25 protein-coding genes are annotated in these 26,974 nt (G+C 60.4%); 8 read left to right on the top strand and 17 right to left on the bottom strand.

The genetic code is table 11. The annotated features are described in order from the left end of the window. Positions 1-4 precede the first annotated feature (4 nt). Entirely contained in the window at positions 5-1,465 is a 1,461-nt protein-coding gene (gene mltF, locus ELQ88_RS07515; RefSeq protein ID WP_128870818.1) for a membrane-bound lytic murein transglycosylase MltF, read from the top strand. Between the two features lie 126 nt (positions 1,466-1,591). Here mltF and pdxJ read toward each other — a convergent pair whose 3' ends face one another. The 8 genes from pdxJ to lptF form a co-directional block, all read right to left on the bottom strand. Next, positions 1,592-2,338 (bottom strand): pyridoxine 5'-phosphate synthase, encoded by a 747-nt coding sequence (gene pdxJ / locus ELQ88_RS07510; protein WP_128870817.1) that lies wholly within the window; start codon positions 2,336-2,338, stop codon positions 1,592-1,594. 122 nt (positions 2,339-2,460) lie between these two features. Continuing rightward, positions 2,461-3,150 carry a DNA repair protein RecO gene (recO, locus tag ELQ88_RS07505; RefSeq protein ID WP_138964394.1) on the bottom strand — a complete coding sequence of 230 codons (690 nt, stop codon included), beginning with the start codon at positions 3,148-3,150 and terminating at the stop codon, positions 2,461-2,463. Between the two features lie 132 nt (positions 3,151-3,282). Further along, a complete protein-coding gene (era, locus tag ELQ88_RS07500; protein ID WP_128870815.1) occupies positions 3,283-4,185 on the bottom strand; it encodes a GTPase Era in 903 nt (300 codons plus the stop codon). Continuing rightward, on the bottom strand, positions 4,178-4,867 hold the full coding sequence (rnc, locus tag ELQ88_RS07495; protein WP_027924885.1) for a ribonuclease III: 690 nt from the start codon (positions 4,865-4,867) through the stop codon (positions 4,178-4,180). The genes era and rnc overlap by 8 nt, the downstream gene beginning before the upstream one ends. Before the next feature lie 183 nt (positions 4,868-5,050). Beyond that, entirely contained in the window at positions 5,051-5,905 is an 855-nt protein-coding gene (gene lepB / locus ELQ88_RS07490) for a signal peptidase I (RefSeq protein WP_128870814.1), read from the bottom strand. 5 nt (positions 5,906-5,910) lie between these two features. Beyond that, positions 5,911-7,710: a translation elongation factor 4 gene (gene lepA, locus ELQ88_RS07485; RefSeq protein WP_128870813.1), complete on the bottom strand. Its 1,800-nt coding sequence runs from the start codon at positions 7,708-7,710 to the stop codon at positions 5,911-5,913. Positions 7,711-7,882: 172 nt separating this feature from the next. Further along, entirely contained in the window at positions 7,883-8,944 is a 1,062-nt protein-coding gene (lptG, locus tag ELQ88_RS07480) for an LPS export ABC transporter permease LptG (RefSeq protein WP_138964392.1), read from the bottom strand. Next, the gene (gene lptF, locus ELQ88_RS07475; RefSeq protein WP_138964390.1) at positions 8,937-10,058 is read right to left on the bottom strand and encodes an LPS export ABC transporter permease LptF; all 1,122 of its coding nucleotides are present in this window, start codon (positions 10,056-10,058) and stop codon (positions 8,937-8,939) included. Before lptF ends, lptG begins: the two co-directional genes overlap by 8 nt. Positions 10,059-10,438: 380 nt before the next feature. Here lptF and ELQ88_RS07470 point away from each other — a divergent pair, with 380 nt between their 5' ends. The 5 genes from ELQ88_RS07470 to rlmF all read left to right on the top strand — a co-directional run bounded on the left by ELQ88_RS07470 (position 10,439) and on the right by rlmF (position 17,227). After that, positions 10,439-11,929, top strand: a complete 1,491-nt coding sequence (locus tag ELQ88_RS07470) for a leucyl aminopeptidase (protein ID WP_138964388.1) — start codon at positions 10,439-10,441, stop codon at positions 11,927-11,929. A gap of 149 nt (positions 11,930-12,078) precedes the next feature. Then, positions 12,079-12,507, top strand: coding sequence for a DNA polymerase III subunit chi (locus ELQ88_RS07465; protein WP_128873785.1), 429 nt, complete (start codon positions 12,079-12,081; stop codon positions 12,505-12,507). Between the two features lie 8 nt (positions 12,508-12,515). Beyond that, entirely contained in the window at positions 12,516-12,899 is a 384-nt protein-coding gene (locus ELQ88_RS07460) for a DNA polymerase III subunit chi (RefSeq protein ID WP_128873784.1), read from the top strand. Between the two features lie 221 nt (positions 12,900-13,120). Continuing rightward, positions 13,121-15,967 (top strand): valine--tRNA ligase, encoded by a 2,847-nt coding sequence (locus ELQ88_RS07455; protein WP_138964386.1) that lies wholly within the window; start codon positions 13,121-13,123, stop codon positions 15,965-15,967. A 237-nt stretch (positions 15,968-16,204) separates the two neighbouring features. Beyond that, a complete protein-coding gene (gene rlmF, locus ELQ88_RS07445; protein ID WP_128873782.1) occupies positions 16,205-17,227 on the top strand; it encodes a 23S rRNA (adenine(1618)-N(6))-methyltransferase RlmF in 1,023 nt (340 codons plus the stop codon). Between the two features lie 191 nt (positions 17,228-17,418). Here rlmF and ELQ88_RS07440 read toward each other — a convergent pair whose 3' ends face one another. Beyond that, on the bottom strand, positions 17,419-17,700 hold the full coding sequence (locus ELQ88_RS07440; protein WP_007905514.1) for an HU family DNA-binding protein: 282 nt from the start codon (positions 17,698-17,700) through the stop codon (positions 17,419-17,421). A gap of 394 nt (positions 17,701-18,094) precedes the next feature. Between ELQ88_RS07440 and yejK the strand changes: the two genes are divergently transcribed. Both yejK and ELQ88_RS07430 read left to right on the top strand, forming a co-directional pair. Further along, a complete protein-coding gene (yejK, locus tag ELQ88_RS07435; RefSeq protein WP_128873781.1) occupies positions 18,095-19,099 on the top strand; it encodes a nucleoid-associated protein YejK in 1,005 nt (334 codons plus the stop codon). Then, positions 19,099-19,449 carry a glutaredoxin family protein gene (locus tag ELQ88_RS07430; protein ID WP_128873780.1) on the top strand — a complete coding sequence of 117 codons (351 nt, stop codon included), beginning with the start codon at positions 19,099-19,101 and terminating at the stop codon, positions 19,447-19,449. The genes yejK and ELQ88_RS07430 overlap by 1 nt, the downstream gene beginning before the upstream one ends. Before the next feature lie 148 nt (positions 19,450-19,597). Here ELQ88_RS07430 and ELQ88_RS07425 read toward each other — a convergent pair whose 3' ends face one another. From ELQ88_RS07425 to ELQ88_RS07390, 8 genes are all read right to left on the bottom strand, one after another. Continuing rightward, complete coding sequence (locus ELQ88_RS07425; RefSeq protein ID WP_128873779.1) at positions 19,598-20,533, bottom strand: glutathione S-transferase family protein; 936 nt, start codon at positions 20,531-20,533, stop codon at positions 19,598-19,600. A gap of 202 nt (positions 20,534-20,735) precedes the next feature. Further along, on the bottom strand, positions 20,736-21,044 hold the full coding sequence (locus ELQ88_RS07420; RefSeq protein WP_138964384.1) for a GIY-YIG nuclease family protein: 309 nt from the start codon (positions 21,042-21,044) through the stop codon (positions 20,736-20,738). Between the two features lie 40 nt (positions 21,045-21,084). Beyond that, positions 21,085-21,555, bottom strand: coding sequence for a nuclear transport factor 2 family protein (locus tag ELQ88_RS07415; RefSeq protein ID WP_138964382.1), 471 nt, complete (start codon positions 21,553-21,555; stop codon positions 21,085-21,087). 113 nt (positions 21,556-21,668) lie between these two features. Then, positions 21,669-22,985 (bottom strand): CynX/NimT family MFS transporter, encoded by a 1,317-nt coding sequence (locus ELQ88_RS07410; protein WP_138964380.1) that lies wholly within the window; start codon positions 22,983-22,985, stop codon positions 21,669-21,671. After that, positions 22,975-23,634: a FadR/GntR family transcriptional regulator gene (locus ELQ88_RS07405; protein ID WP_138964378.1), complete on the bottom strand. Its 660-nt coding sequence runs from the start codon at positions 23,632-23,634 to the stop codon at positions 22,975-22,977. The genes ELQ88_RS07410 and ELQ88_RS07405 overlap by 11 nt, the downstream gene beginning before the upstream one ends. 267 nt (positions 23,635-23,901) lie before the next feature. Continuing rightward, positions 23,902-24,666, bottom strand: coding sequence for an amino acid ABC transporter ATP-binding protein (locus ELQ88_RS07400; RefSeq protein ID WP_064676004.1), 765 nt, complete (start codon positions 24,664-24,666; stop codon positions 23,902-23,904). Between the two features lie 11 nt (positions 24,667-24,677). Beyond that, the gene (locus ELQ88_RS07395; protein WP_138964376.1) at positions 24,678-25,775 is read right to left on the bottom strand and encodes an amino acid ABC transporter permease; all 1,098 of its coding nucleotides are present in this window, start codon (positions 25,773-25,775) and stop codon (positions 24,678-24,680) included. A 10-nt stretch (positions 25,776-25,785) separates the two neighbouring features. Then, the gene (locus ELQ88_RS07390) at positions 25,786-26,967 is read right to left on the bottom strand and encodes an amino acid ABC transporter permease (RefSeq protein ID WP_138964374.1); all 1,182 of its coding nucleotides are present in this window, start codon (positions 26,965-26,967) and stop codon (positions 25,786-25,788) included. Between the last annotated feature and the right edge of the window lie 7 nt (positions 26,968-26,974).

The following is a 26,974-nucleotide window of genomic DNA, read 5'->3' as shown; positions in this document are numbered from 1 at the left end:
GCAGATGTTTTCCCCAACGGCTTTGCGTCCGCGGTTCGCCAAATGGCTGATCGCAACCGGACTCTTCCTGATGCTCAGTGGCTGTGTTGATAAACCCAACACACTGGAGCGCGTAAAGGAGGATGGCGTGCTGCGGGTGGTTACCCGAAACAGCCCTGCCACCTACTTTCAGGATCGCAACGGTGAAACCGGCTTCGAATACGAGCTGGTGAAGCGCTTCGCCGACGATCTGGGGGTCGAACTCAAGATTGAAACCGCCGACAACCTCGACGACCTGTTCAACCAGGTGGGCAAGCCCAACGGCCCGGTGCTGGCTGCCGCCGGCCTGGTCGCCAGCGAGCAGCGCAAGAAGCAAGTGCGGTTTTCCCACTCCTATCTGGAAGTCACCCCTCAGATCATCTATCGCAACGGCCAATCGCGGCCAACCGATGCGAAAGATCTGGTGGGCAAGAAGATCATGGTGCTCAAGGGCAGCACCCACGCCGAGCAGCTGGCGGAACTGAAAAAGAAATATCCCGCCATTGAATACGAAGAGTCCGACGCCGTTGAAGTCGTCGACCTGCTGCGCATGGTGGATGAAGATCAGATCGACCTGACCCTGGTCGACTCCAACGAAGTCGCGATGAACCAGGTCTACTTCCCCAACGTGCGAGTGGCCTTCGATCTCGGCAATGCCAGCAACCAGAGCTGGGCCGTAGCGCCTGGCGACGACAACAGCCTGCTGAACGAGATCAACAGCTACCTCGACAAGGTGAAGAAGAACGGCACCCTGCAACGTCTCAAGGACCGCTATTACGGGCACGTCGATGTGCTCGGCTATGTGGGCGCCTACACCTTCGCCCAGCACTTGCAGCAACGGCTGCCCAAGTACGAGAAGCACTTCAAGGCGTACGCCAAGGAAGAGAAAGTCGATTGGCGCCTGTTGGCCGCGGTCGGTTATCAGGAATCCCTGTGGCAAGCGGCCGTCACCTCCAAGACCGGTGTGCGCGGGCTGATGATGCTGACCCAGAACACCGCCCAGGCCATGGGCGTGTCCAATCGCCTCGACCCCAAGCAGAGCATCATGGGCGGCGCCAAGTACCTGGCCTACGTGAAGGAACAGCTGGACGACTCGATTCAGGAACCGGATCGCACCTGGTTTGCCCTGGCAGCCTACAACGTTGGCGGCGGTCACCTGGATGACGCGCGCAAACTGGCGGCCAAGGAAGGGCTCAACCCGGACAAGTGGCTGGACGTGAAGAAAATCCTGCCGCGGCTGTCCGAGAAGAAGTGGTACAGCAAAACCCGTTACGGCTACGCCCGGGGTGGCGAGCCGGTGCACTTTGTGGCGAACATCCGTCGCTACTACGACATCCTGACCTGGGTCACGCAGCCGCAACTTGAAGGCGACCAGGTCGCCGAGGGCAGTCTGCATGTACCGGGGGTCGACAAGACCAAGCCGAACCAGGAAACCCCGCCGCTCTGATTCTGTGTTGCTTTTGAAGACGCCTTCGCTGGCAAGCCAGCTCCTACAGATCCGCGTCAAACGACAATTATGTGTCCGACACGAACCTGTAGAAGCTGGCTTGCCAGCGAAAGCAGCGCCGCGGTCTTAGCCCTTCAATGCAGCGGCCAGGATCAGCGCCTTCATCTCGGACACCGCTGACTTGAACCCGACAAACAACGCATGCGCCACCAGCGCATGGCCGATGTTCAGCTCGTTGATGCCCTTGATCGCGGCGACCGCTTCGACGTTGTGATAGTGCAAGCCGTGGCCGGCGTTGACGATCAAACCCTGCGCCAGGCCAAACGCCACGCCATCGGCGACGCGCTTCAATTCTTCAGCCACTTGCGTCGGCGTCTCGGCATCCGCATAACGACCGGTGTGCAGTTCGATGGCTGGCGCGCCAACACGACGGGACGCCGCGATCTGCCGCTCGTCCGCATCGATGAACAGCGACACTTCACAGCCGATCTGCGCCAGGCGATCCACCGCCGCCTTGATCCGCGCTTCCTGCCCCGCTACGTCGAGGCCACCTTCGGTGGTCAGTTCCTGGCGGGTTTCCGGGACCAGGCAAATGTGCGCCGGGCGGATGCGCTCGGCGAAGGCCATCATTTCCTCGGTGACGCCCATCTCGAAGTTCATGCGGGTTTGCAGCACGTCCTTGAGCAGCAGCACGTCGCGCTCCTGGATGTGCCGGCGATCTTCACGCAGGTGCACGGTAATGCCATCAGCGCCCGCCTCTTCGGCGTCGAGTGCTGCCTTGACCGGATCCGGGTAACGAGTGCCCCGGGCCTGGCGCAGGGTGGCAACGTGGTCGATGTTAACGCCAAGAAGAATGCGATTGCTGGTGGTCACGGAAGCGCTCCTGAAGAAGGGAAAGTTCGGTGCACAGCATACACGGGGAGCCAGGGTCTGTTGACGTTTGGTGGTGGTCGCGACGAGCGTCGTCGCGGTCACCATCAAGCGTCAACAGACCCTTATGGCTTGCGAAACAACTCGCGACTGACCAGCGGACGACCGCCCAGGTGTACGGCCAGCGCCTGGCGCATCAAGCGCTTGGCGGCAGACAGTGCGCCGGGCGCGGACCAGTCGGCGTCGGCCATGGCCAGCAGTTCGGTACCGTTGAACAGACCGGGTTGCAGCAGGTAGACCCGCTCCAGGCCGGCATCGACCTGCAAGCGGTACAGACCGTCCGGCGCGATGGGTTCGCCGTGGATGTCGGCGGTCAAGGCGAAGCCGTAACCCAAGTCATCCAGCAGCCGCCATTCGAAGGATCGCAGCAGCGGCTCCAGCGGACGGCCTTCAGCCAGGGCGAGCAACGTGGCGGCATAGTGATCGAAGACAGCGGGATGCGGGTCTTCGGCGGGCAACAGGCGGATCAACAGTTCGTTGAGGTAGAGGCCACTGAACAGCGCCTCACCGTTGAGCCAGGTGGAAACGCCGGCACTTTCCATGCGCCCGACGTTCTTCAGCTCCCCCCTCCCCCTGAATTCGACTTCCAGTGGCACGAACGGCCGCGCCAGCGTCCCCGTCTTGCCCCGCGCACTGCGCAACACCGCCCGCAGCCGACCTTGTGGCGTGAGGAAATCCACCAATGCGCTGTTTTCGCGGTAGGCGCGGGAGTGGAGCACGAAGGCGGGTTGGCCGGTAGGTGGGGTTTGGGACATGGGTTCTCGCCGAACTGTAGGAGCGAGCTTGCTCGCGATGGTGGATAACGATGACGCGGGCCTTCTGAATGAACGCGGCGCTCTCAAGTCCATCGCGAGCAAGCTCGCTCCTACAAGGGGTCCTGCGGTGTGTTACAGGTCGCCGTAACCCAGCGAACGCAAGGCGCGTTCGTCGTCGGACCAGCCGCCTTTCACTTTGACCCACAGGTTGAGCATGATCTTGGAGTCGAACAGCAGCTCCATGTCCTTGCGCGCCTCGGTGCCGATGCGCTTGATGCGCTCGCCCTTGTCGCCAATGATGATTTTCTTCTGGCCGTCACGTTCGACGAGGATCAACGCATGGATGTGCAGGGTTTTCCCCTGCTGCTTGAACTCTTCGATTTCCACGGTGATCTGGTACGGCAGCTCGGCGCCCAACTGGCGCATGATTTTCTCGCGCACCAGCTCGGCGGCAAGGAAGCGGCTGCTGCGGTCGGTGATCTGGTCTTCGGGGAAGAAGTGATCGTTTTCCGGCAGGTAACCGGCAATCACCCGCTCCAGCGCTTCGAGGTTGTGCCCGTGCTGGGCCGAGATCGGCATGATCTGCGCGTTCGGCAGCTGTTCCTGCAACCAGGTCAGGTGCGGCATCAGCTCGGATTTGTCTTCGATGCGATCGGTCTTGTTCAACGCGACGATCAGCGGGCCGGTGACGTACTGGACGCGTTCGAGGACCATCTGGTCTTCGTCGGTCCACTTGGTGCGGTCAACCACGAAGATCACCACGTCGACGTCTTTCAACGCCGCCGAAGCGGTTTTGTTCATGTAGCGGTTCAGCGCCTTCTCGCCACCTTTGTGCATGCCCGGGGTGTCGACGTAGATCGCCTGAACGGCGCCTTCGGTCTTGATGCCGAGCATGTTGTGGCGGGTGGTCTGCGGCTTGCGCGACGTGATCGCGAGTTTCTGGCCGAGAATGTGGTTCAGCAGCGTGGACTTGCCCACGTTGGGACGGCCGACGATGGCAACATAGCCACAGCGTGTTGCGGTTGAATCAGTCATTGCCATTCTCCACACCCAGGGCAATCAGTGCTGCGGCGGCCGCTACCTGTTCGGCAATACGACGACTCACACCCTGACCTCGGCTTTTTTCGTTCAGTAAGGTGATTTCACATTCGACGAAGAACGTCCGGCAATGCGGCTCACCCTGGATATCCACCACTTCGTAACGCGGCAGCTCACAACCCCGCGACTGCAGGAATTCCTGCAGACGGGTTTTCGGATCTTTGTTGGTATCGACCAGCGTCAGGCCTTCGAACTCTCCGGCCAGCCAGGCCAGCACGCGCTCGCGTGCCATGTCCATGCCGGCGTCCAGGTAGATCGCACCGATCAGCGCTTCCAGGGCATCGGCCAGAATCGACTCGCGACGGAAACCGCCACTCTTCAACTCGCCGGAACCCAGACGCAGGTAATCACCCAGATCGAAACCACGGGCCAGCACGGCCAGGGTCTCACCTTTCACCAGGCGGGCACGCAAACGTGACAACTGGCCTTCGCGAGCCAGCGGGAAGCGATCGAACAGCGCCTCGCCGGCGACGAAGTTAAGGATGGCATCACCGAGGAATTCCAGGCGTTCGTTGTTGCGCCCGGCAAAACTGCGGTGAGTCAGGGCCAGGACCATCAGTTCCTGATCCTTGAAAGTGTAGCCGAGCTGACGCTCTAGACGGCTTAAGGAGACGCTCACGGTTTACCCACGCTGAGTTCGTGGCTGGATTCCACCGCCATCGCCGTGGTGCGGCGCAGGCTTGGGACAATTAACGCTGTGTTCAAAAATTACGTCCTGAATATCATTGTTTCATGCTTCTGGCGCCGATTGTGCCGACTCCAGAAATGCATTCGGCGCTGTGTTCAACAGCGCCGTGAGTGATTACTTGATCAGGCCAACCCGCGAGAAATTCGGCAGGTGACTGAGTTTGGGTTCTGGCCAGCTCATCCAGACTGCGAAGGCCTTGCCGACGATATTCTTGTCGGGAACCATGCCCAGCAGGTCCTTGGGAATGCTCGGATCATCCCAGAAGCGACTGTCGTTCGAATTGTCCCGGTTGTCGCCCATCATGAAGTAGTGCCCGGCGGGCACGGTCCACGAATGGTCCGGCGCGGCGCGGTAGCGGCTCATCTCCTTGCGGATCAGGTGCTCGGCAATGCCGAGTTTCTCCTTGTAGAGTTCGGCGCTGCCCAGCGTGCCCGGCTCGGAGCCGACCAGTTGCTCGGCAATGGACTCACCGTTGACGAACAGACGCTTGTCGGCGGTATAGCGAATCTGGTCACCCGGCAGGCCCACGACTCGCTTGATGTAGTTGACGTTCGGGTCGCTCGGGTAGCGGAACACCATCACATCGCCGCGTTGCGGATCACCCACTGCGATGACTTTCCTGTCGAGCACCGGCAAGCGGATCCCGTAAGAAAACTTGTTCACCAGAATGAAGTCGCCGACGTCCAGGGTCGGTTTCATCGAGCCGGAAGGAATCTGGAACGGTTCCACCAGGAACGAACGCAGGACCAGCACGATGAACAACACCGGGAAGAACGACTTGCCGTATTCGACCAGCAGCGGCTCTTTGTTCAGTTTCTCGACCACCATCCCGTCAGGCTGGCTGACGCTTCCCTGATAGGAGGCAATGGCCGCACGCCGACGCGGCGCCAGGAAAACCAGATCGAGCAACGCCAACAGGCCGCAGACGAACACGGCGATGACCAGCAACAGCGGGAAATTTAGTGACATAGGACCTAACTATCCAACCTGAGCACTGCAAGGAAGGCTTCTTGTGGAATTTCCACGTTGCCGACTTGCTTCATGCGTTTTTTACCGGCCTTCTGCTTCTCCAGCAGTTTTTTCTTACGGCTAACGTCACCGCCGTAGCATTTGGCCAATACGTTCTTTCTGAGTGCCTTGACCGAAGTCCGCGCGATGATCTGCCCGCCAATGGCGGCCTGGATCGCGACGTCGAACATCTGGCGCGGAATCAGTTCTTTCATCTTCTCGGTCAACTGGCGACCTTTGTAGTGCGCGTTATCCTTGTGCACGATCAACGCCAGGGCATCGACCTTGTCACCGTTGATCAGCACATCCAGTTTCACCAGATTAGCCGATTGATAACGATCGAAATGGTAGTCCAGCGAAGCATAGCCGCGGCTGGTGGATTTCAGACGATCGAAGAAGTCGAGCACCACTTCGTTCATCGGCAAATCGTAGCTCACCTGGACCTGGGTACCGAGGAACAGCATGTCGTGTTGTACGCCACGCTTTTCGATGCACAGGGTAATGACGTTGCCCAGGTGCTCTTGCGGCACAAGAATGTTGGCCCGCACGATCGGCTCACGCATGTCTTCGATCGAGGACAGGTCCGGCAGCTTCGACGGGTTGTCGACGTAAATCGTTTCACCGGTTTTCAGCAACAGCTCGAAAATTACCGTCGGCGCCGTGGTGATCAGGTCCAGGTCGTACTCGCGCTCCAGGCGCTCCTGGATGATTTCCATGTGCAGCATGCCGAGGAACCCGCAACGGAAGCCGAAGCCCAGGGCATCGGAGCTTTCCGGGGTGTACTGCAGGGACGAGTCGTTGAGCGTGAGCTTTTGCAGGGCTTCACGGAAATCTTCGAAGTCGTCGGAGCTGACCGGGAACAGACCGGCATAAACCTGCGGCTGGATGCGTTTGAAGCCGGGCAGCACATCAACGTCGGGGGTGGAGCTCAAGGTCAGGGTGTCACCGACCGGCGCACCGTGAATGTCCTTGATGCCGGCGATGATGAAGCCCACTTCGCCAGCCTTCAGGTCAACGGTGGCGGTGTGTTTCGGGTTGAACACACCGACGCTGTCCACCAGGTGGATCTTGCCGGTGGATTTGACGAGGATCTTGTCGCCCTTCTTCACACGGCCGTGACGCACGCGTACCAGGGACACAACGCCCAGGTAGTTGTCGAACCAGGAATCGATGATCAACGCCTGCAGCGGATCTTCGTAGTTGCCGGTCGGCGCGGGAATGGTGTGAACCAGACGCTCGAGCACTTCGTCGACGCCCAGGCCGGTCTTGGCAGAGCACTCGACCGCATCGGTGGCGTCGATGCCGATGATCTTCTCGATTTCGTCCTTGACGCGGTCCGGATCGGCCTGCGGCAGGTCGATCTTGTTCAGGACCGGCATGACTTCCAGGCCCTGTTCGATCGCCGTATAGCAGTTGGCAACCGACTGCGCTTCAACACCCTGGCCGGCATCGACCACCAGCAACGCACCTTCGCACGCCGCCAGCGAGCGGCTGACTTCATAGGTGAAGTCGACGTGGCCCGGGGTATCAATGAAGTTCAGCTGATATTTGATGCCATCGCGAGCGGTGTAATACAGGGTGACGCTGTGGGCCTTGATGGTGATCCCGCGTTCACGTTCCAGGTCCATGGAGTCCAGCACCTGGGCTTCCATTTCGCGCTCGGCAAGGCCGCCGCACATCTGGATGAAGCGATCGGCCAGCGTCGACTTGCCATGGTCAATGTGGGCGATGATGGAGAAATTGCGGATATGACTCAAATCACTCACGGATCAACACTCAAAAAGGCTGCAGGCATAGCCCGCCGAAAAATAGCCGGGAATTGTACCTGATCCACGGCCCAAGCGTCACGTTTACAGGTCAGACGGCACGTACAAAAACGCCCCGGTCTTGCGACAGGGGCGTTTTTTTATCATCGACTGGAGCCGCAAATACCCGGGATCAACCGGCCCGGCGCAGCATCCAGAGCCCGGCCAGGGCACAGACACTGGCCGGCAACAGCACCGCCAGGAGTGGCGGAAAACCGAACACCAGGCTCGAAGGCCCCAGCAGATCCTGGACGATGCGGAAGGTAAAGCCCACCAGCACCCCCGTGAACACCCGCTGGCCGAGGGTCACCGAACGCAACGGACCGAAGATGAAGGAAATCGCCATCAGCACCAGGGCAGCGGTGACCAGCGGCTGCAACACCTTGACCCAAAATGCCAGCCAATAACGACCATTGCTCAGGCCCTGGTCGGCCAGGTAGTGGATGTAACCCCACAAGCCGGTGATCGACAGCGAATCGGGGGACATCACCACCGTACTGAGCAATTGCGGGCTCAGCGCCACATTCCAGCGCTCGACCGGGGCCGTCACCACTTCCGTGCTTTTTTCATGGAATACCGTGGTCGTGACTTCGCTCAACTGCCAGTGGTCCTTGTCGAATTCCGCGCGCTTGGCGAAGCTCGAAGACAGCATGTGGCGTTGATCATCGAAGCGATAGCGGGTCACGCCATACAGCAGGCCGTTGGGCTGCACCGAGTTGACATGGATGAACTCGTCACCCTGGCGGTGCCACAGGCCGTGCTTGGCGCTTTGCGCATCGCCGCTGCCCTGGGCCAGGGAGCGATTGGCCTGGGCAGTGACTTCCGCCGCCGGGGCGACGTACTCGCCAATCAGCAGCCCCACGACCATCAGCACCAGCATCGGCTTCATGACCGCCCAGACGATCCGTCCGACCGATACACCCGCTGCGCGCATGATGGTCAGCTCGCTGTGACTGGCCAGGCTGCCGAGGCCGATCAGGCACCCGATCAGCGCCGCCATCGGCAACATGTCATAGAGACGGCGCGGCGCGGTGAGCAGGACGTAGCTCAACACATCGACCAGGGTGTAGGTATCGCTGACGTCGCTCATCTCGTCGATAAAGGCAAACAGCGTCGCCAGACCGAGAATGATCCCCAGTACCGCCAGGATCGCCATGAACACACTGCTGCCGATGTAGCGATCGAGTTTAACCACGGGCCACCTCCAGCGCGCTGCGGCGACTCGCCATTTTCAAGCGCAGTGGTTCCCAATAGAGCAGGCCCAGGCCGATGACCAGGAAGATCGCATGCACCCACCACAACCCCAGTGCCGGCGGGATCTTGCCCTTCTCGAGGGCGCCGCGGGCGGCAATCAGGATCGTCAGGTAAGCCATATAGAGAAGAATCGCCGGCAACAGCTTGAGGAAACGGCCCTGGCGCGGATTGACCCGCGACAACGGCACCGCCATCAGGGTCACGATGAACACCAGCAACGGCAAGGACAGGCGCCACTGCAATTCGGTGCGGGAGCGGATGTCGTCACTGCCCAGCAGCGAACTGGTGGTCATCGCGTCACGGTCGGTGACTTCATCGCTGACGTCCGGCTTAGGTAGCAATACGCCATACTCGTCATATTTGATCGCCCGGTAGTCGGCCTGACCCGGGTTACCGTCATAGCGATAACCGTTCTCGAGAATCAGGTAGCGGTTGCCGTCGGCGCGAATTTCCTGGCGCCCCTTCTCGGCCACCAGCACGGAAATCCCGCGATCCTTCTTGTCGTCCGAGGAGATGTTCTTCTGCGAAATGAACACGCCGCCAAGGTTGACGCGGTTATCCGACAACGTTTCGGTGTAGGTCACCCGCGTTCCGTCGCGCAGCGCCTGGAAACGGCCAGGCTCAAGGGTGTCGAACTCGGTCAGGGCATCCTGCTTGTTCAACAGCAACTGGAACTGATTGGCCCCTTGCGGCGCCAGGCTCAGGCTGAGCCACGCCACCACCAATGCAACCAGGGTGGCGGGGAACAACGTCATTGCCAACAGTCGCTGCTGGCTCATGCCGGTGGCCGACAGTACGGTCATTTCGCTTTCAAGGTACAAACGGCCGTAGGCCAGCAGAATCCCGAGAAACAGGCCCAACGGCAGAATCAACTGCATGAAACCCGGCAGGCGAAAGCCCATGATCAGAAACAGCGAGCCCGGATCCAGCAGACCGGCAGCCGCCTGGGCGAGGTACTTGATGAAGCGTCCACTCATGATGATGACCAGCAGCACCGCACTGACGGCGCTCAAGGTCAACAGGACTTCTCGGGACAGATAACGAAAGACAATCAAACCAGACACTCCAGGGTTGTCAGGCTAAGGCGGCCAAACAAGCAAACGTATCAGACGGCCCGCAGGGCAGAGCCGCCGAAAAAGTTGGCGCATTATCCTGTGATTGGGTGCGCCTGTCACTGCGCAATGGTGCGGGGTGCGTGTGGGAGCGAGCTCGCTCGCGATGGACGTCAACGATAACGCGGGGAGCCTGATCCCCCCCCAGCGGCCTCGGGTTTTTCGCGAGCAAGCTCGCTCCTACAATCGTAAGGCCAAGGGTTGTCAGGCGCGGGCAGCGAGGTTCAAACTGCGGCCTTTGTCGCAGACCGCGTCTTGCGTCTTTCTATTTATAAGCAAGTTCATACGCTTGCGTTGTTGACCATTCATTCAGGGACCCGGACATGGAACTGGTTGTAAAAAGCGTTAACCCAGAAACGTTGAAGACCGCCACGCTGGTAGTCGCCGTCGGCGAAGGCCGCAAGCTTGGCGCTACTGCTCGCCTGCTCGACGAACTGAGCGGTGGCGCCATCAGCGCGGTGCTCAAGCGCGGCGACCTGGCCGGCAAGGTCGGCCAGAGCCTGTTGCTGCACAGCCTGCCGAACCTCAAGGCCGAACGCGTGCTACTGGTGGGCGTGGGCAAGGACGAAGAGCTGGGCGACCGCCCGTTCCGCAAGATCATCGCCGGCATCCTCAATACCCTTAAAGGCCTGGGCGGCAGCGATGCCGTGCTGGCCCTGGACGAAGTCGCGGTCAAAGGCCGTGACAGCTATGGCAAGACCCGCCTGCTGGCCGAAACCCTGGTGGACGGCGAATACTCCTTCGATCAGTTCAAGAGCCAGAAAGCCGAGCCACGCAGCCTGAAGAAAGTCACCCTGGTGACCATCAAGGCAGCCCAGGCCGAAGTCGAGCGCGCCGTGGCCCACGCCACCGCCATCGCCAATGGCATGGCGTTTACCCGCGACCTGGGCAACCTGCCGCCGAACATCTGCCACCCGACCTTCCTCGGCGAACAAGCCAAGAACCTGGGCAAGGAATTCAAGAGCCTGAAAGTCGAAGTCCTCGATGAGAAGAAGATCAAGGACCTGGGCATGGGCTCGTTCTACGCCGTCGGCCAGGGCAGTGCCCAGCCACCGCGCCTGATCGTCATGCAGTACAACGGCGGCAAGAAATCCGAGAAGCCGTACGCACTGGTCGGCAAAGGCATCACCTTCGACACCGGCGGCATCAGCCTGAAACCAGGCGCCGGCATGGATGAAATGAAGTACGACATGGGCGGCGCCGCCAGCGTCTTCGGCACCCTGCGAGCCGTGCTCGAACTGAAACTGCCGATCAACCTGGTGTGCATCCTGGCCTGCGCCGAGAACATGCCGAGCGGCAACGCTGCGCGCCCTGGCGATATCGTCACCACCATGAGCGGCCAGACCGTGGAAATCCTCAACACCGACGCCGAAGGCCGTCTGGTGCTGTGCGACGCCCTGACCTACTCCGAGCGCTTCAAGCCGCAAGCGGTCATCGACATCGCCACCCTGACCGGCGCTTGCGTCGTCGCACTGGGCTCCCATACCTCGGGCCTGCTGGGCAACAACGACGAACTGATCGGCCAACTGTTGAGCGCCGGCCAGTCCGCCGACGACCGCGCCTGGCAACTGCCGTTGTTCGATGAGTACCAGGAACAGCTGGACAGCCCGTTCGCCGACATCGCCAACATTGGCGGCCCGAAAGCCGGCACCATCACCGCGGCCTGCTTCCTGTCGCGCTTCACCAAGAACCTGAACTGGGCGCACCTGGACATCGCCGGCACGGCGTGGACCAGTGGCGGCAAGGACAAGGGCGCCACTGGCCGTCCGGTTCCACTGCTGACCCAATACCTGCTGGACCGCGCCAAAGCCTAAATATCGCTCACTGACCACTGTAGGAGCGAGCCTGCTCGCGAAAAACTCAAGATCGCCGCGATTAACCTGGTTTCCCGCGTAATCGTTGACGACCTTCGCGAGCAAGCTCGCTCCTACAGATTCCGCGGAAGTTGATTCCAGGAACCGCAATGACCAAAGTCGACTTCTACATCCTGCCCAGCGCCGATCCGTCGGCGCGGCTGGATTTCGCCTGCAAGCTCACCGAGAAAGCCTGGCGCATGGGCCACCGCATCTACCTGCATTGCAGCGATGCCGCCCAGCGTGACGATCTCGATGCGCGCCTGTGGGCCTTCAAGGGCGAAAGCTTCGTGCCTCATGGTCCCGCCGAAAGCGAGCCCGAGGGGGTGATCGTGCTGGGCCTTGGCGATGACTGCGGTCTGCACCAGGATCTGCTGGTCAACCTCGACTTGAAAATCCCGACCTTCGCCGGGCAATTCGCCCGCGTGGCGGAAGTGGTGGTTGAAGATCCGACAATTCGTCAGGCCGCGCGGGAGAGTTTCCGCTTCTACCGCGAACAGGGCTATCCTCTGCAAGATCACCGTCTACAGCGACTCTGAGCATTCCGATGGACACTCCAAAACAGCAACAGTCCGCGCACCTGCTGGACGACCTCGAGTCGATCCGGCAACTGCTCGGCGACGACAACCTGCAACCGCCCCTGCTGACCGATACGGTCGAGGACGATGACCAGGAACAGATTCCGATGTTGTTCGATGCGGTCAGCGCCTCCCAGCCTACAGCCGAACCGACGCCACCCACCCCTGCCGCCGAGCCTTCACCTGCGGCCGATAAAGGCCCGGACGCCCTGCTGCATCTGGACGGCGAACTGCGCTCCGCCGCCATGCTGATCATGCAAGACGTGATCGACGACTTCGCCCCGCACATCGAAACCGAAATCAAACGCCGGCTCGCTGCGCGGATGGATCGGTTGCTCAGCCAGTACGAATAGACACCACCATTCCAATGTGGGAGCGGGCTTGCTCGCGAAGGCAGTAACATTCAACATTTGTGTTGGATGACAGGCTGCCTTCGCGAGCAAGCCCGGCTCCCACATTGTTTTTGTGCAATGGCTGATAGTCAGCTCATCCCGCGATCAACTCGCCCTCTGCCCCATGCCCCGCTATACTTGCCGGCTTTTCCTGAATAAATGCCAATAGGGTCCCGCCGCGCATGGATAAGACCTACCAGCCGCACGCCATTGAAACTTCCTGGTACAACACCTGGGAGTCAGAGAATTACTTCGCCCCGCAAGGCGCGGGCGAGTCCTACACCATCATGATCCCGCCGCCGAACGTCACCGGCAGCCTGCACATGGGTCACGGCTTCAATAACGCGATCATGGACGCCCTGATCCGTTTCCGCCGCATGCAGGGTCGCAACACCCTGTGGCAGCCGGGCACCGACCATGCCGGTATCGCCACGCAAATGCTGGTGGAGCGTCAACTCGAAGCCCAGGGCCAGAATCGCCATGATCTGGGTCGCGAAAAATTCCTCGAGAAAGTCTGGGAGTGGAAGGATCAGTCCGGCGGCAACATCAGCCGTCAGATCCGCCGTCTCGGCTCGTCCGTGGACTGGAGCCGCGAGCGCTTCACCATGGACGACGGCCTCTCGGAAGCGGTGAAAGAAGCGTTCGTGCGCCTGCACGAAGACGGCCTGATCTATCGCGGCAAGCGCCTGGTCAACTGGGACACCAAGCTGCACACGGCGATTTCCGACCTCGAAGTGGAAAACCACGACGAGAAAGGCTTCCTGTGGAACCTGAAGTACCCGCTGGCCGACGGCGCCAAGACCGCTGAAGGCAATGACTACCTGATCGTCGCGACCACTCGCCCGGAAACCATGCTCGGCGACGCCGCCGTCGCCGTGAACCCGAACGATGACCGCTACAAAGCCCTGATCGGCCAATTTGTCGAGCTGCCGCTGGTCGGCCGCCGCATCCCGATCATTGCCGACGATTACTGCGACCCCGAATTCGGCACCGGCTGCGTGAAAATCACCCCGGCCCACGATTTCAACGACTACGAAGTCGGCAAGCGCCACAACCTGCCGCTGCTGAACATCTTCGACAAGAACGCCGCTGTGTTGCCCGCCTGCCAGGTGTTCAACCTCGATGGCACGCTGAACGAAAGCATCGACGGCAAGATCCCGGCCGAATACGCCGGCCTGGACCGCTTCGAAGCGCGCAAGCAGATCGTTGCTGCATTCGACGCCGCCGGCCTGCTGGTCAGCGTCGACGATCACGGCCTGAAAGTGCCCAAGGGCGACCGCTCCGGCACCATCATCGAGCCGTGGCTGACCGACCAGTGGTACGTGTCGACCAAGCCATTGGCCGAGCCTGCGATTGCTGCCGTTGAAGACGGCCGTATCCAGTTCGTGCCCAAGCAGTACGAAAACATGTACTTCTCGTGGATGCGCGACATCCAGGATTGGTGCATCAGCCGTCAGTTGTGGTGGGGCCACCGGATCCCGGCCTGGTACGACGAGTCGGGCAAGGTCTACGTCGGTCGCGACGAAGCCGAAGTACGTGCCAAGCACAACCTCGGCCCGGACGTTGCGCTGCAACAGGACAATGACGTTCTCGACACCTGGTTCAGTTCGGGGCTGTGGACCTTCTCCACCCTCGGCTGGCCCGAGCAGACCGAATTCCTGAAGAAATTCCACTCCACCGACGTGCTGGTGACTGGCTTCGACATCATTTTCTTCTGGGTTGCCCGGATGATCATGCTCACCATGCACCTGGTGAAAAATGCAGACGGCACGCCACAGGTTCCGTTCAAGACCGTTTATGTGCACGGTCTGGTACGTGACGGCCAGGGCCAGAAGATGTCCAAGTCCAAGGGCAACGTCCTGGACCCGCTGGACATCATCGACGGTATCGAGCTGGAAGAACTGGTGCAGAAGCGCACCTCCGGCATGATGCAGCCGAAGCTGGCGAAGAAGATCGAGAAGCAGACCCGCGACGAGTTCGCCGACGGCATCGCCAGCTACGGCACCGACGCCCTGCGCTTTACCTTCTGCTCGCTGGCGTCCACCGGTCGCGACATCAAGTTCGACATGGGCCGCGTCGAAGGCTATCGCAACTTCTGCAACAAGATCTGGAACGCCGCGCGCTATGTGCTGGACAAGGGCGAAGACTGCGGCCAGAACGGCGAAGCCTTTGAGCTGTCGCTGGCCGATCGCTGGATCATCTCGCAGCTGCAACGCACCGAAGCCGAAGTGACCCGTCAGCTCGACCAGTTCCGCTTCGACCTGGCGGCGCAAGCCTTGTACGAGTTCATCTGGAACCAGTATTGCGACTGGTACCTGGAACTGTCCAAGCCTGTGCTGTGGGACGAAAACGCGCCGGTCGAACGTCAGCGCGGTACGCGTCGCACGCTGGTTCGGGTGCTGGAAGTCGCGCTGCGCCTGGCACACCCGTTCATGCCGTTCATCACCGAAGAGATCTGGCAGCGCATCGCGCCGCTGGCTGGCATCGAAGGCAAGACGATCATGCTGCAACCTTGGCCAGTGGCCAATGAAGAGCGCATCGATCAGGGCGCCGAAGATGACATCGAATGGCTGAAGACGCTGATGCTCGGCACGCGCAACATTCGCGCCGAGATGAACATCGGTCCGGGCAAGCCGCTGAACCTGTTCCTGAAAAACGTCAGCGCCGAAGATCAGCGTCGTCTCACCGAGAACGAAGCCTTGCTGAAAAAGCTGGCCCGCCTGGAGTCGATCACCGTATTGGCGGCCGGCGAAGAAGCACCATTGTCCGCCACCGCGCTGGTGGGCGAGATGGAAGTGCTGGTGCCAATGGCCGGCTTGATCGACAAGGCCGCCGAGCTGGCACGCCTGGACAAGGAAATCCTGCGCCTGCAGGGCGAAGTCCAGCGGGTGGGCGGCAAACTGTCCAACGCCGGTTTCGTCGACAAGGCTCCGGCCGAAGTCATCGACAAGGAACGCGCCAAACTGGCTGAAGCTGAACAGGCTTTGGGCAAATTGGCCGAGCAGCATGCGCGGATTGCCAGCCTGTAACGGCGAATCGCACTGAAAAAGGGAGGCCAGATGGCCTCCCTTTTTCATGCCCGCCAAACACCAAAACCCGCTTTTTGTAGGAGCGAGGCTTGCCCGCGAAGGTCGCGACCCGGTCAAACAGACATACCGAGTTATCGTTCTTCGCGGGCAAGCCTCGCTCCTACGGGATCCCCCGCGCGGCCATTGTCTGTGGGACAATACCCGCCACTTTTAGCCATACCCGAATCGACCACGCCCATGAACGCCCCCCGCACACCCCGCCCTGCGCGCAAGAAGCCCGAATCCGCGACCCCGGCCAAAGCCGTGGAACCACGCGAGAAGGCCAGCCTGCACCCGCGCAACCGCCACCAGGGTCGCTACGACTTCCCGGCGCTGATCAAAACCACGCCGGAACTGGCGCAGTTCGTGATCATCAATCCGTATGGCAAGGAAAGCATCGACTTCGCCAGCCCCGACGCGGTGCGGGTGTTCAACCGGGCGCTGCTCAAGTCGTTCTACGGCATTGCCCATTGGGACATCCCGGCCGATTACCTCTGCCCGCCGGTCCCGGGCCGTGCCGATTACGTGCACTTCCTGGCCGACCTGCTGGCCAGCGTCAATGATGGCGAGATCCCTCGGGGTGCGCCGGTCAAGGTGCTCGATATCGGCATGGGCGCCAACTGCGTCTATCCGTTGATCGGCTACAGCGATTACCGCTGGCACTTCCTCGGTTCGGAAATCGACCCGACGGCCGTGGCCGCTGCCAAAGCCATCGTGCAGTCCAACGGGCTGAACAAAGCCATCCAGTTGCGCCAGCAGAGTAATCCCAAGCACATCCTGCTGGGCCTGCTCGAACCCGGCGAACGCTTCGACCTGACCATGTGCAACCCGCCGTTCCACGCGTCGATGGATGAGGCCACCAAGGGCAGCGAGCGTAAATGGCGCGCGCTGGGCCGGGCCGACCCGAAACGCAAACTGCCGGTGCTGAACTTTGGCGGTCAGTCGGCTGAATTGTGGTGTGAAGGTGGCGAAGCACGCTTCGTGACGCAACTGATCGCCGAAAGCGCGCATTTTCAACACAAGGTGCTGTGGTTCAGCACCCTGGTGTCGAAGGCCTCCAACCTGCCGGTGATCCAGACCGCGCTGAAAAAGGCTGGCGTACTGGAAAGCCAGGTGGTGGAAATGTCCCAGGGGCAGAAGCAGAGCCGCTTCGTCGCCTGGACCTTCCAGACCAAGTCCGAGCAGCAGACCTGGCGCGAACGCTGGGTTCGCAAGGGCTAACGCAGGTCAACTGTGGGAGCGGGCTTGCTCGCGAAAGCGGAGTGTCAGTCACTATATAATCGACTGATAGACCGCCTTCGCGAGCAAGCCCGCTCCCACATTGGTTTTGCGGTGTTCTTGGCATTCGCCAAATCGCAGACACAAAAAAACCGTGCCCCGGATTGCTCCGTCGCACGGTTTTTTAACAAATCTTACTTGTTGACAGCGTCGGTCAGGCCTTTGGCCACAACCAGCTTGATCACTTTCTTGGCAGCGATTTCGATGGCAGCGCCAGTCGAAGGGTTACGGCCAGTACGGGCAGGACGCTCGGTCACTTTCAGCTTGCCGATACCTGGCAGAGTGATTTCGCCGCCGTTTTCCAGCTGATCGGCAACGATTTGGCCCAGTTGGTCCAGAGCGTTACGCGCGGTGGTTTTTGGCGCGTCGATAGCTTCAGCGATGTCGGCGATCAGTTGGTCTTTAGTAAGAGCCATGTAGTGTTCCTTCCCTATCAAATTCATATGGATTGCAGAGTGCAGTGTCAGCCATCGAGCCCGATCTTCTGGATCTGGCACCCTCGGCCAATAACCACGGGATCGGGGTTATAGATACCGAAATCAGGGTTTGGTTCGACCTGACAAATGCTGAATGCACGCTTAACGCAGTGACTTCGCGCAAGACCGGGCAAAACTAGCACAGAGACGGGGAAATATCCGCCTCTTGCTACCCAATTGGTCAGCTTTATTACACTAAAACTGTAAAAAACCGCATAAGCACCGTCGCGAGGGCTGGAATTGCCCTTCGTGCCGCGCCATAACCAGTGGTTGCGGTACACTGAGCGCTTTTTCGGGGAGCACGCCCTCCTCTCTTCAATCAGCCGAGAAGCCCATGCCGATCCGTCATTGCATCGTCCACCTGATCGACAAAAAACCCGACGGCACACCTGCAGTTCTCCATGCCCGCGACGAAGCACTGCCCGAGTCGAGCGCCATCGAGAACATGCTTGCCGACCTCAACGAGAGCTACAACGCCAAACAAGGCAAGGCCTGGGGTTTGTTCCATGCCGAGTCCGGGGCACATCCTTTCAGCGGCTGGCTGAAGGAATACCTCGATGGCGGCAAGGATTTCACGGCGTTCAGCCGGGTGGCGGTGGAACATCTGCAGAAGCTGATGGAAGAGTCCAACCTCTCTGTGGGCGGCCACGTGCTGTTTGCGCATTACCAGCAAGGCATGACCGATTACCTGGCGATCGCCTTGCTGCACCACAGTGAAGGCGTCGCAGTGACCGAACAGCTGGACGTGACACCGTCGCGGCACCTGGACCTGGGTCAGTTGCACCTGGCGGCGCGGATCAACGTCTCCGAGTGGCAGAACAACAAGCAATCCAGGCAGTACATTTCGTTTATCAAAGGCAAGAACGGGAAAAAGGTTTCGGAGTATTTCCGCGACTTCATCGGCTGCCAGGAAGGCGTCGACGGTCCGGGCGAAACCCGCACCTTGCTCAAGGCCTTCAGCGACTTCGTCGAAAGCGAAGACCTGCCGGAAGAGTCCGCCCGCGAGAAGACCAAGACCCTGGTCGACTATGCCAGCAGCCAGGCCAAAATGGGCGAACCCATGGGCCTGGAAGAGCTCTCGGAGCTGATCGACGAAGAACGGCCGAAAGCCTTCTACGATCACATCCGCAACAAGGACTACGGCCTGTCACCGGAGATACCGGCGGATAAACGCACCCTGAACCAGTTCCGCCGCTTCACGGGCCGTGCCGAAGGCCTGTCGATCAGCTTCGAAGCGCACCTGCTGGGCTCGAAGATCGAATATGACGAAGAAGCCGGCACGCTGATCATCAAAGGCCTGCCCACCCAACTCACCGACCAGCTCAAGCGACGCAACTGATGCTGACCGGGGTCCTGAAAAAATGCCTGCTGATCCTGTTGGTGGTTGTGGTCTATCAGCACTGGGGCAAGATCGAGCGGCTGTTCAACCCGTCACAAGTGGTATCCGAGCAAACTCAGGCCAAGGCCAACGTCGTACTCTACGCCACCGAATGGTGTGGTTACTGCAAACTGGCCCGACGCTTTCTTGATCAGAAAGGCATTCCATACAAGGAATTCGATATCGAGAAGGATGCCGAGGCGCGCAAGGCCTATGAGGCGTTGGGTGGCGGCGGGATTCCGATCCTCGATGTGAACGGGACGTTGATTCGCGGGTATGACCCGGACGCCATCCTCGCCGCCTTGAAATAACCCTCAAGAACGACACGTACCCCTGTAGGAGCTGGCTTGCCAGCGAAGGCGTCGTGTCAGGCGACACAGTGGGTGTCTGACCCACCGCTTTCGCTGGCAAGCCAGCTCCTACAGGGGGCCGTGTATCACCGGGGATCCGTGTTGGCGCTTATTGCGCTTCGATACGGAATCCAAACCGCGGAAAGTGCACATGCACTACGCCGCCACGTTCGTCTTCGCGCCGCACGATCAACTCTTCGCAGCCCGCAAACATCAACTCACCGGCCACCGGGTCAACCCCGTAATCGGTTGCGGCAATCACTACCTGCTGGCCTGCCTCGAACCCGTTTGGCTCATCGAACTGCTCATCCGGCAACGCCGCCGGCGTGGCATTGCGCGCAACCTCCAACGCCTCCCCGGATGTCATCTCGCTGAACGCGCCATGACCGAAGCCCGTTACGCGCCCCAACCACGCCGAAACCGCCGGATACGCGTCAACCCACGCAGAGGTAATCGCCGTCGCCTTGAGGAACCACAACGAATGCGCCAGGGCAAAGTCGGCGATCGAGGGCTCGCCCAACAGGAAGTCGCCCTGCTCGCGCTGAAGCTGTTGCTCCAGGCGTGCCATGATCGTTGGCCATTGATGCCGGGCCTGCTCGGCCGACAGGCGTGTGGCGCTGCCACCGCTGAACAACCCGGCGCGGTCGGCAATGAACGCCTTGATCGCTTCCGGCGGCATAGAGCCGAAGCGTACGGCGATCGATTCCGGTTGAAACACCAGGCTGACCGCATGCTGGAATACCACCGAATCCGCCCAGGCCGCGAATGTCGCAGCGATCATTTCCTGACCTTCCGGAAAGAACGCCGGCAAGGCTTTTTCCTGTTCCAGACGACGGGCGATCAGGGCAGTGTCGCAATAAACATCAGCGCCGATCTGCAACACCGGCGTCTTGCGATAGCCGCCGGTCAACGCCGTCAGATCGGGTTTTGGCATCACCGGCGAAATTTTCACCGAGCGCCAGGACAGCCCCTTGAAGCCCAACAGCAAGCGGGCCTTTTCGGAAAAAGGGGACGTCGGGTAATGATGAAGAATCAACTCGGACATGCTCGGCTCCGCCGCACGGGTAAGGAGTCCGCAGCTTAGCGCGCAATCCACACGCAGCCCACCCATCTGCCTGATGGGAACTCATCAGTCAGATTGATAACCTGTAGGCGCTGGCTTTTCGGATCGCCGCACCGCAGCGAAGGCGGTGTGTCAGTCACCGTCAATGTTGGATGGAATATCGCCTTCGCTGGCAAGCCAGCTCCTACAGGGGTGCGCGTGCTTCACTAGCCACCAGGCATTCCTTGGCGCTTTTTTTCAGTTTTTTGATCAGCCGCTCCTGCCGCAGGGCGTCGCTTTTGTCGCGGCAGACTTCGGTGTACACCAATGCCACGGCCGGGCTGGACAGGAAAAACCGCGCACCTTTGCCACGCTGGTGGGTGGCAAAGCGGCGGACCGGGTCGTCGCTGACCCCGCAGTAAAGCGATCCGTTGGCCGCGCGCACGAGGTAAACGAACCAGGATTTGCTCACCGGGGTATCGGCGTCGACAGGATTTTCGCTGTGGCTGGTCATGTAACGATCAAGGCTGGCAAGTAAACAAGCGCTGATCTTATCAGCGACTGGCCTGGAATGCCTTCAGCCCCTTCAAGGCCTGAGCGCGGACGGCGTTGCGCACCGCGGGTGTCCAGCCCAGCAACAGCCCCTTGAAACCCAGCGCCTGTCGGGACCAGGCCCACAGATCGAAACTGTCGTGATGCTCGCAAATCTTGCCGTCGCGAAACACGAAACGCGCCTGAATGTCATTGATCACGGTGTTGCCGGTCTGGCTGAACAGGTAGGTCGCCACCCAGTGCGCACCGCCGGTGCGTTCATCACTGCGCACGTTATCGAAGGTCAGGGAGAAATCCCTGGCCCGCGTGGTGAGCATGCGCCACATGTCACCGGCATCGCGGCCGCGCAGTTCACCGAACGCCGGATCACTGAACACCACGTCATCGGTGTAGCAGGCGCTCATGGCCTCGGCATCGAGCCGCTGGAAGGCTTGGTAGAACTGGGTGATCAATGCGTTATGGGCATCACTCATGGGCAGGCTCCCCGGGTTTGCAGGATGACAACGAAAGATTGCCTGCACGATAGTCTGCCAATGGGCGGAACACTATCGGCATTCGTGGGCCGAATACCGAGAGTGCGGGGTCGTCAGACCTTTTCGCTGACCGCCTGAACGTACAACGAACGCCCGGCACCGAGGCCGGCAATGATCGCGCCGAGGCCGATGACCCCGAAAATCCAGCCCAGGGCCGTCCAGCCACCGGTCCAGTCATGCACGATGCCGACCGCGAACGGTCCCATGGATGCCAGGGTGTAACCGAAGCCCTGGGCCATGCTCGACAGGTTGGCCGCGACATGGGCATCCCGCGAACGCAACACGATCAGGGTCAAGGCCAGGCTGAACGTAGCGCCCTGCCCCAGACCCAGCAGGATCGCCCAGCCCCACAAGCCGTCGATCGGTGCATAAAGGCAACCGAACAAACCGCCGAGGGTCATTGCCATGACGATCACGATCGCCAGCCGCTGATCCTTGCCACGTGTTGCCAGCCAGGGTGCTGCCAGCGAGCTGATCAACTGGATAATCACCGAACCCGACAACACCAGACCGGCCTGGGTTGGCGTCAGGCCGCGCCCGATCAGAATCGACGGCAGCCAGCCAAACACGATGTAGGCCAAAGACGATTGCAGGCCCATGTACAAGGTCACTTGCCAGGCCAACGGATCACGCAACAGCCCTCGGACCCGATAGGCAACATGATGCGCGCCGTGTTGCTGACCGACTTGCGGCAGCCAGAAAATCGCCGCGACCAACGCTGGAACTACCCAGAAGCCGAGGCCAAGGGCCCAGCTTTTGTCGAAATGTTCGCTCAAGGGCACGGTCGCGCCAGCCGCCATGGCCGCGCCCAGGCACAGGGCCATGGTGTAGACGCCGGTCATGGTGCCGGCTTGTTTCGGGAAGTCGCGTTTGACGATGCCGGGCAGCAGCACGCCGATCACCCCGATGCTGGCGCCGGCCAGCACGCTGCCGGCGAATAGGCCGACCTCACCGAAAGAGCTGCGCAAAATGATCCCGCCGGCCAGCATCAGAAGAATCCCCAACACCACTCGCTCGGCACCAAAACGTCGTGCCAGCACCGGCGCCAGTGGGGCGAACAACCCGAGGCAAAGGACCGGCAAGGTCGTCAGCAAACCGGCCTGGGCAGCCGATAACCCCAGCGTCTTCGAGACCTCGCTGAGCATCGGCGCCATGCTCGACAATGCTGGACGTAAATTCAGCGCCACCAGAATCAGGCCGAGCAACAACAACCATGGCCGCCGCAGGACAGGGTGGGCTTGCTGAACCTGTTCGTCATCGGCCTCGGCGTCGATCAACAGCTCTTCGAGCTCCGCCGTACGCTTGAGCTCCGTGATGCTGCTGTTGCTGGCCTGCTGGGTGGACATGGGTTTCTCGGTTTCAAGGTTCATTGATCAACTGCCTCGACAGGGCTTTGGCCCGTTCCGGGTCGCGTTGCTCGACGGCATCGAGCAGTTCGACATGAAGGTCGAACACCGCTTGGCGTCGGGGTGAGATGTTCAGGGTCTGGCGCAACTGCGCGCCGACGATGCTGGAAAAATAACGATACAACTCGCTGAGGGTCGGGTTGTGCGCCGCATCCACCAGACGCCGGTGGAACACCAGATCGCAGGCGATGTAGGTATCGAGATCACCGTGGCAGTGACTGCCGCTGACGCCCAACGCTTCGCGCAATGCCACCAGGTCTTCATCGGTGCGGCGCAACGCCGCCAGGCCAATGGCTTCGACTTCCAGGATGTGCCGGGTCTCCCGCGCCTGCTCATGGGAGCAGCGGGACAGGGCTTTCATGGTGTCCAGGGGGTCAATGACTGCCCGCAGATAGCTGCCGTCGCCCTGGCGGATCTCGATCAAACCGGAAAACGCCAACACACGCATGGCTTCACGCACGGTGTTGCGGCTGATACCCAGCTCGGCAGACAGCTCAGGTTCGGTGGGCAGGCGCTGGCCGATGGTCCAGGTGCCTGCATTGATGCGCTGGCGCAACTGGTCCAGCGCCTGATCGACGAGGGATCGTTTGATTAATGGAGACATGTCTGACATGGAATTCGCCCTTTCATCCAATCATAGGATGAATTTTCTGACATGGTAGTCAGCTTTATCCACGAGGGCAACCCGACGTTTCACAACCCCCGGTAGGAGCTGGCTTGCCATCGAAAGCGGTGTGTCAGTCACCGTTAATGCTGAATGGAACATCGCCTTCGCTGGCAAGCCAGCTCCTACAGGGTTTGCGTCAACAAAGGCAGCGTATTTCTGCGGGAAAAAATAAACCCGGAACAGGTCCGGGTTTATTTCACTATCAGGCGTCGATCAATGCAGGATCTGGCTCAAGAACAACTTGGTCCGGTCATTCTGCGGGTTATCGAAGAAGTCGTTCGGCGCGGCCTGTTCGACGATTTCCCCTTTGTCCATGAAGATCACGCGGTTGGCCACGGTGCGGGCGAAGCCCATTTCGTGGGTCACGCAGAGCATGGTCATGCCGTCTTCGGCCAGGCCGATCATGGTGTCGAGCACCTCTTTCACCATCTCCGGATCGAGCGCCGAAGTCGGTTCGTCGAACAGCATGATTTTCGGTTTCATACACAGCGCCCGGGCAATCGCCACGCGCTGCTGCTGGCCGCCGGACAGTTGCCCCGGGTATTTGTGCGCCTGCTCCGGAATGCGCACGCGCTCCAGGTAATGCATGGCGATTTCCTCGGCCTTGCGCTTGGGCATCTTGCGCACCCACATTGGCGCCAGGGTGCAGTTCTGCAGGATGGTCAGGTGCGGGAACAGGTTGAAGTGCTGGAATACCATGCCGACTTCACGGCGTACCGATTCGATCTGCTTGAGGTCGTTGGTCAGCTCCACGCCATCGACCACGATACGGCCCTGCTGGTGCTCTTCCAGACGGTTGAGACAGCGGATGGTGGTGGATTTGCCGGAACCCGACGGGCCGCACAGCACGATACGCTCGCCCTGCTTGACGTTGAGGTTGATGTCTTTCAACACGTGGAACTGGCCGTACCACTTGTTCACGCCCTGCATCTGAATAATGCCTTCAGGGCTCACAGGCTGCTTGATCGCTTCACTCATAAACTACGCTCCTAACGCTTGTGGCCAGTGTCGAGCTTGCGTTCCAAATGCATGGAATAGCGCGACATGCCGAAACAGAAAATCCAGAACACCAGGGCCGCGAACACATAGCCTTCAGTGGCCATGCCCAGCCATTTCGGATCGGCGGCGGCTTGCTTGACGCTGTTGAGCAGGTCGAACAGGCCGATGATGATCACCAGGCTGGTGTCCTTGAACAGCGCAATGAAGGTGTTGACGATGCCGGGGATCACCAGCTTCAGGGCTTGCGGCAGAATCACCAGGCCCATGCTGCGCCAGTAGCCGAGGCCCATCGCTGCAGCCGCTTCGTACTGACCTTTGGGAATCGCTTGCAGACCACCGCGCACCACTTCGGCGACGTACGCCGACTGGAACAGGATCACGCCGATCAATGCCCGCAACAGTTTGTCGAAGTTCATGCCTTCAGGCAGGAACAACGGCAGCATCACCGAGGACATGAACAGCACCGTGATCAACGGTACACCGCGCCAGAATTCGATGAAGGTCACGCAGACCACCCGAATCGCCGGCATGTCCGACCGACGCCCCAGCGCCAGGAGGATACCCAGCGGCAATGCACCGGCAATACCGACGGTGGCGATCACCAGCGTCAGCATCAGCCCACCCCATCGGCTGGTCGGGACGTTAGTCAGGCCAAAGAGACCGCCATGCAACAGGAAGTAGGCAATGATTGGATACAGCACCAGAAAGCTCAGCCCGTACACCGCTTTACGCGGGAAGCGCGAGATGAACAAGGGGGCCACGCCGATCACCGCCAGCCACACGGTCAAGTCCACGCGCCAGCGCAGGTCCACCGGGTAGTAGCCATACATGAACTGGCCGAAGCGTTGCTGGATGAACACCCAGCAGGCGCCGTCCTTGGTGCAGTCGGCCTGGCTGGTGCCGACCCAGTTGGCGTCGAGGATCGCCCAGCTCAGGATCGGCGGGACCACCAGGTAGATGAGATAGAACGCGAACAGGGTCAACAGGGTGTTGAGCCAGCTGGAGAACATGTTCGCGCGCATCCACGCCACCACGCCGATACTGCGGTTCGGCGGTGGCATGTCAGGTTTGAAAGTATGAGTCGTCATGCGCTTTTCCTTACCGCTCGATCAGCGCAATGCGCTTGTTGTACCAGTTCATCAGCAAGGAAATGCTGATACTGATCGCCAGGTACACGCTCATGGTGATGGCAATGACTTCGATCGCCTGCCCGGTCTGGTTCAGCACCGTACCGGCAAACAACGAGACCATTTCCGGGTAACCGATACCGGCTGCCAGCGAGGAGTTCTTTGCCAGGTTCAGGTATTGGCTGGTCAGCGGCGGAATGATCACGCGCAGGGCTTGCGGGATGATCACCTTGCGCAGGGTCGGACCGTTGCGCAATCCCAACGAGTGAGCGGCTTCGGTCTGGCCGTGACTGACCGAGGCGATGCCCGAACGCACGATTTCGGCAATAAATGCTGCCGTGTAGACCGTCAGGGCCAGGGTCAAGGCCAACAATTCGGGGATCAACACCCAGCCATCGACAAAGTTGAAGCCTTGCAGGTGAGGATATTCCCACTTCAATGGCGCACCGAAGATCAGCGCGCACAGTGCCGGAATCACCAGCATCAGCGCCAGCCCAGTCCAGAACTTGCGGAATGGCACGCCGGTGGCCTCGAAGCGCTTGTTGGCCCAACGACACATCAGCACGATGGCGACAATGGCCACAACGATGCTGACCACAAACGGCCAGAACCCGTCCGCAGCCAATGCTGCTGGCATATTCAGGCCGCGGCTGCTGACGAAGAAGGTGTCACCGAAGTTATGGCTGTTGCGCGGCCCTGGCATGGTCAGGAACACCGCGAAGTACCAGAACAGGATTTGCAGCAGTGGCGGAATGTTACGGAAGACCTCGACGTAGACGGTCGCCAGCTTGTTGATGATCCAGTTCTTCGACAATCGTGACACGCCGACGATGAACCCGAGGATCGTCGCCAGGACTACGCCGATGACAGTCACCAGTAAGGTATTGAGCAGACCGATGACAAACACCCGGGCATAGCTGTCCGATTCGGTGTAGTCGATCAGGGTTTGGGCGATGCCAAAACCGGCACTGCGCTCCAGGAAGCTGAAACCGGAGGTAATGCCCCGGTGCTCAAGGTTGGTCTGCGTATTGTCGAACAGATACCAGCCCATCGAGACCACCGCGACAATGGTGATGATCTGAAATAGCCACGCACGCACTTTCGGATCGCTGAGGCTGAGCCTCTGCTTTGGTGCGCCGATTGAATTTTGCATGAAGTGC

Origin of the sequence: Pseudomonas sp. MPC6, assembly GCF_006094435.1 — a bacterium.
GTDB lineage: Bacteria > Pseudomonadota > Gammaproteobacteria > Pseudomonadales > Pseudomonadaceae > Aquipseudomonas.
Note: the sequence above shows the minus strand (reverse complement) of the source record. Positions and strands in the feature narration are given on the sequence as shown.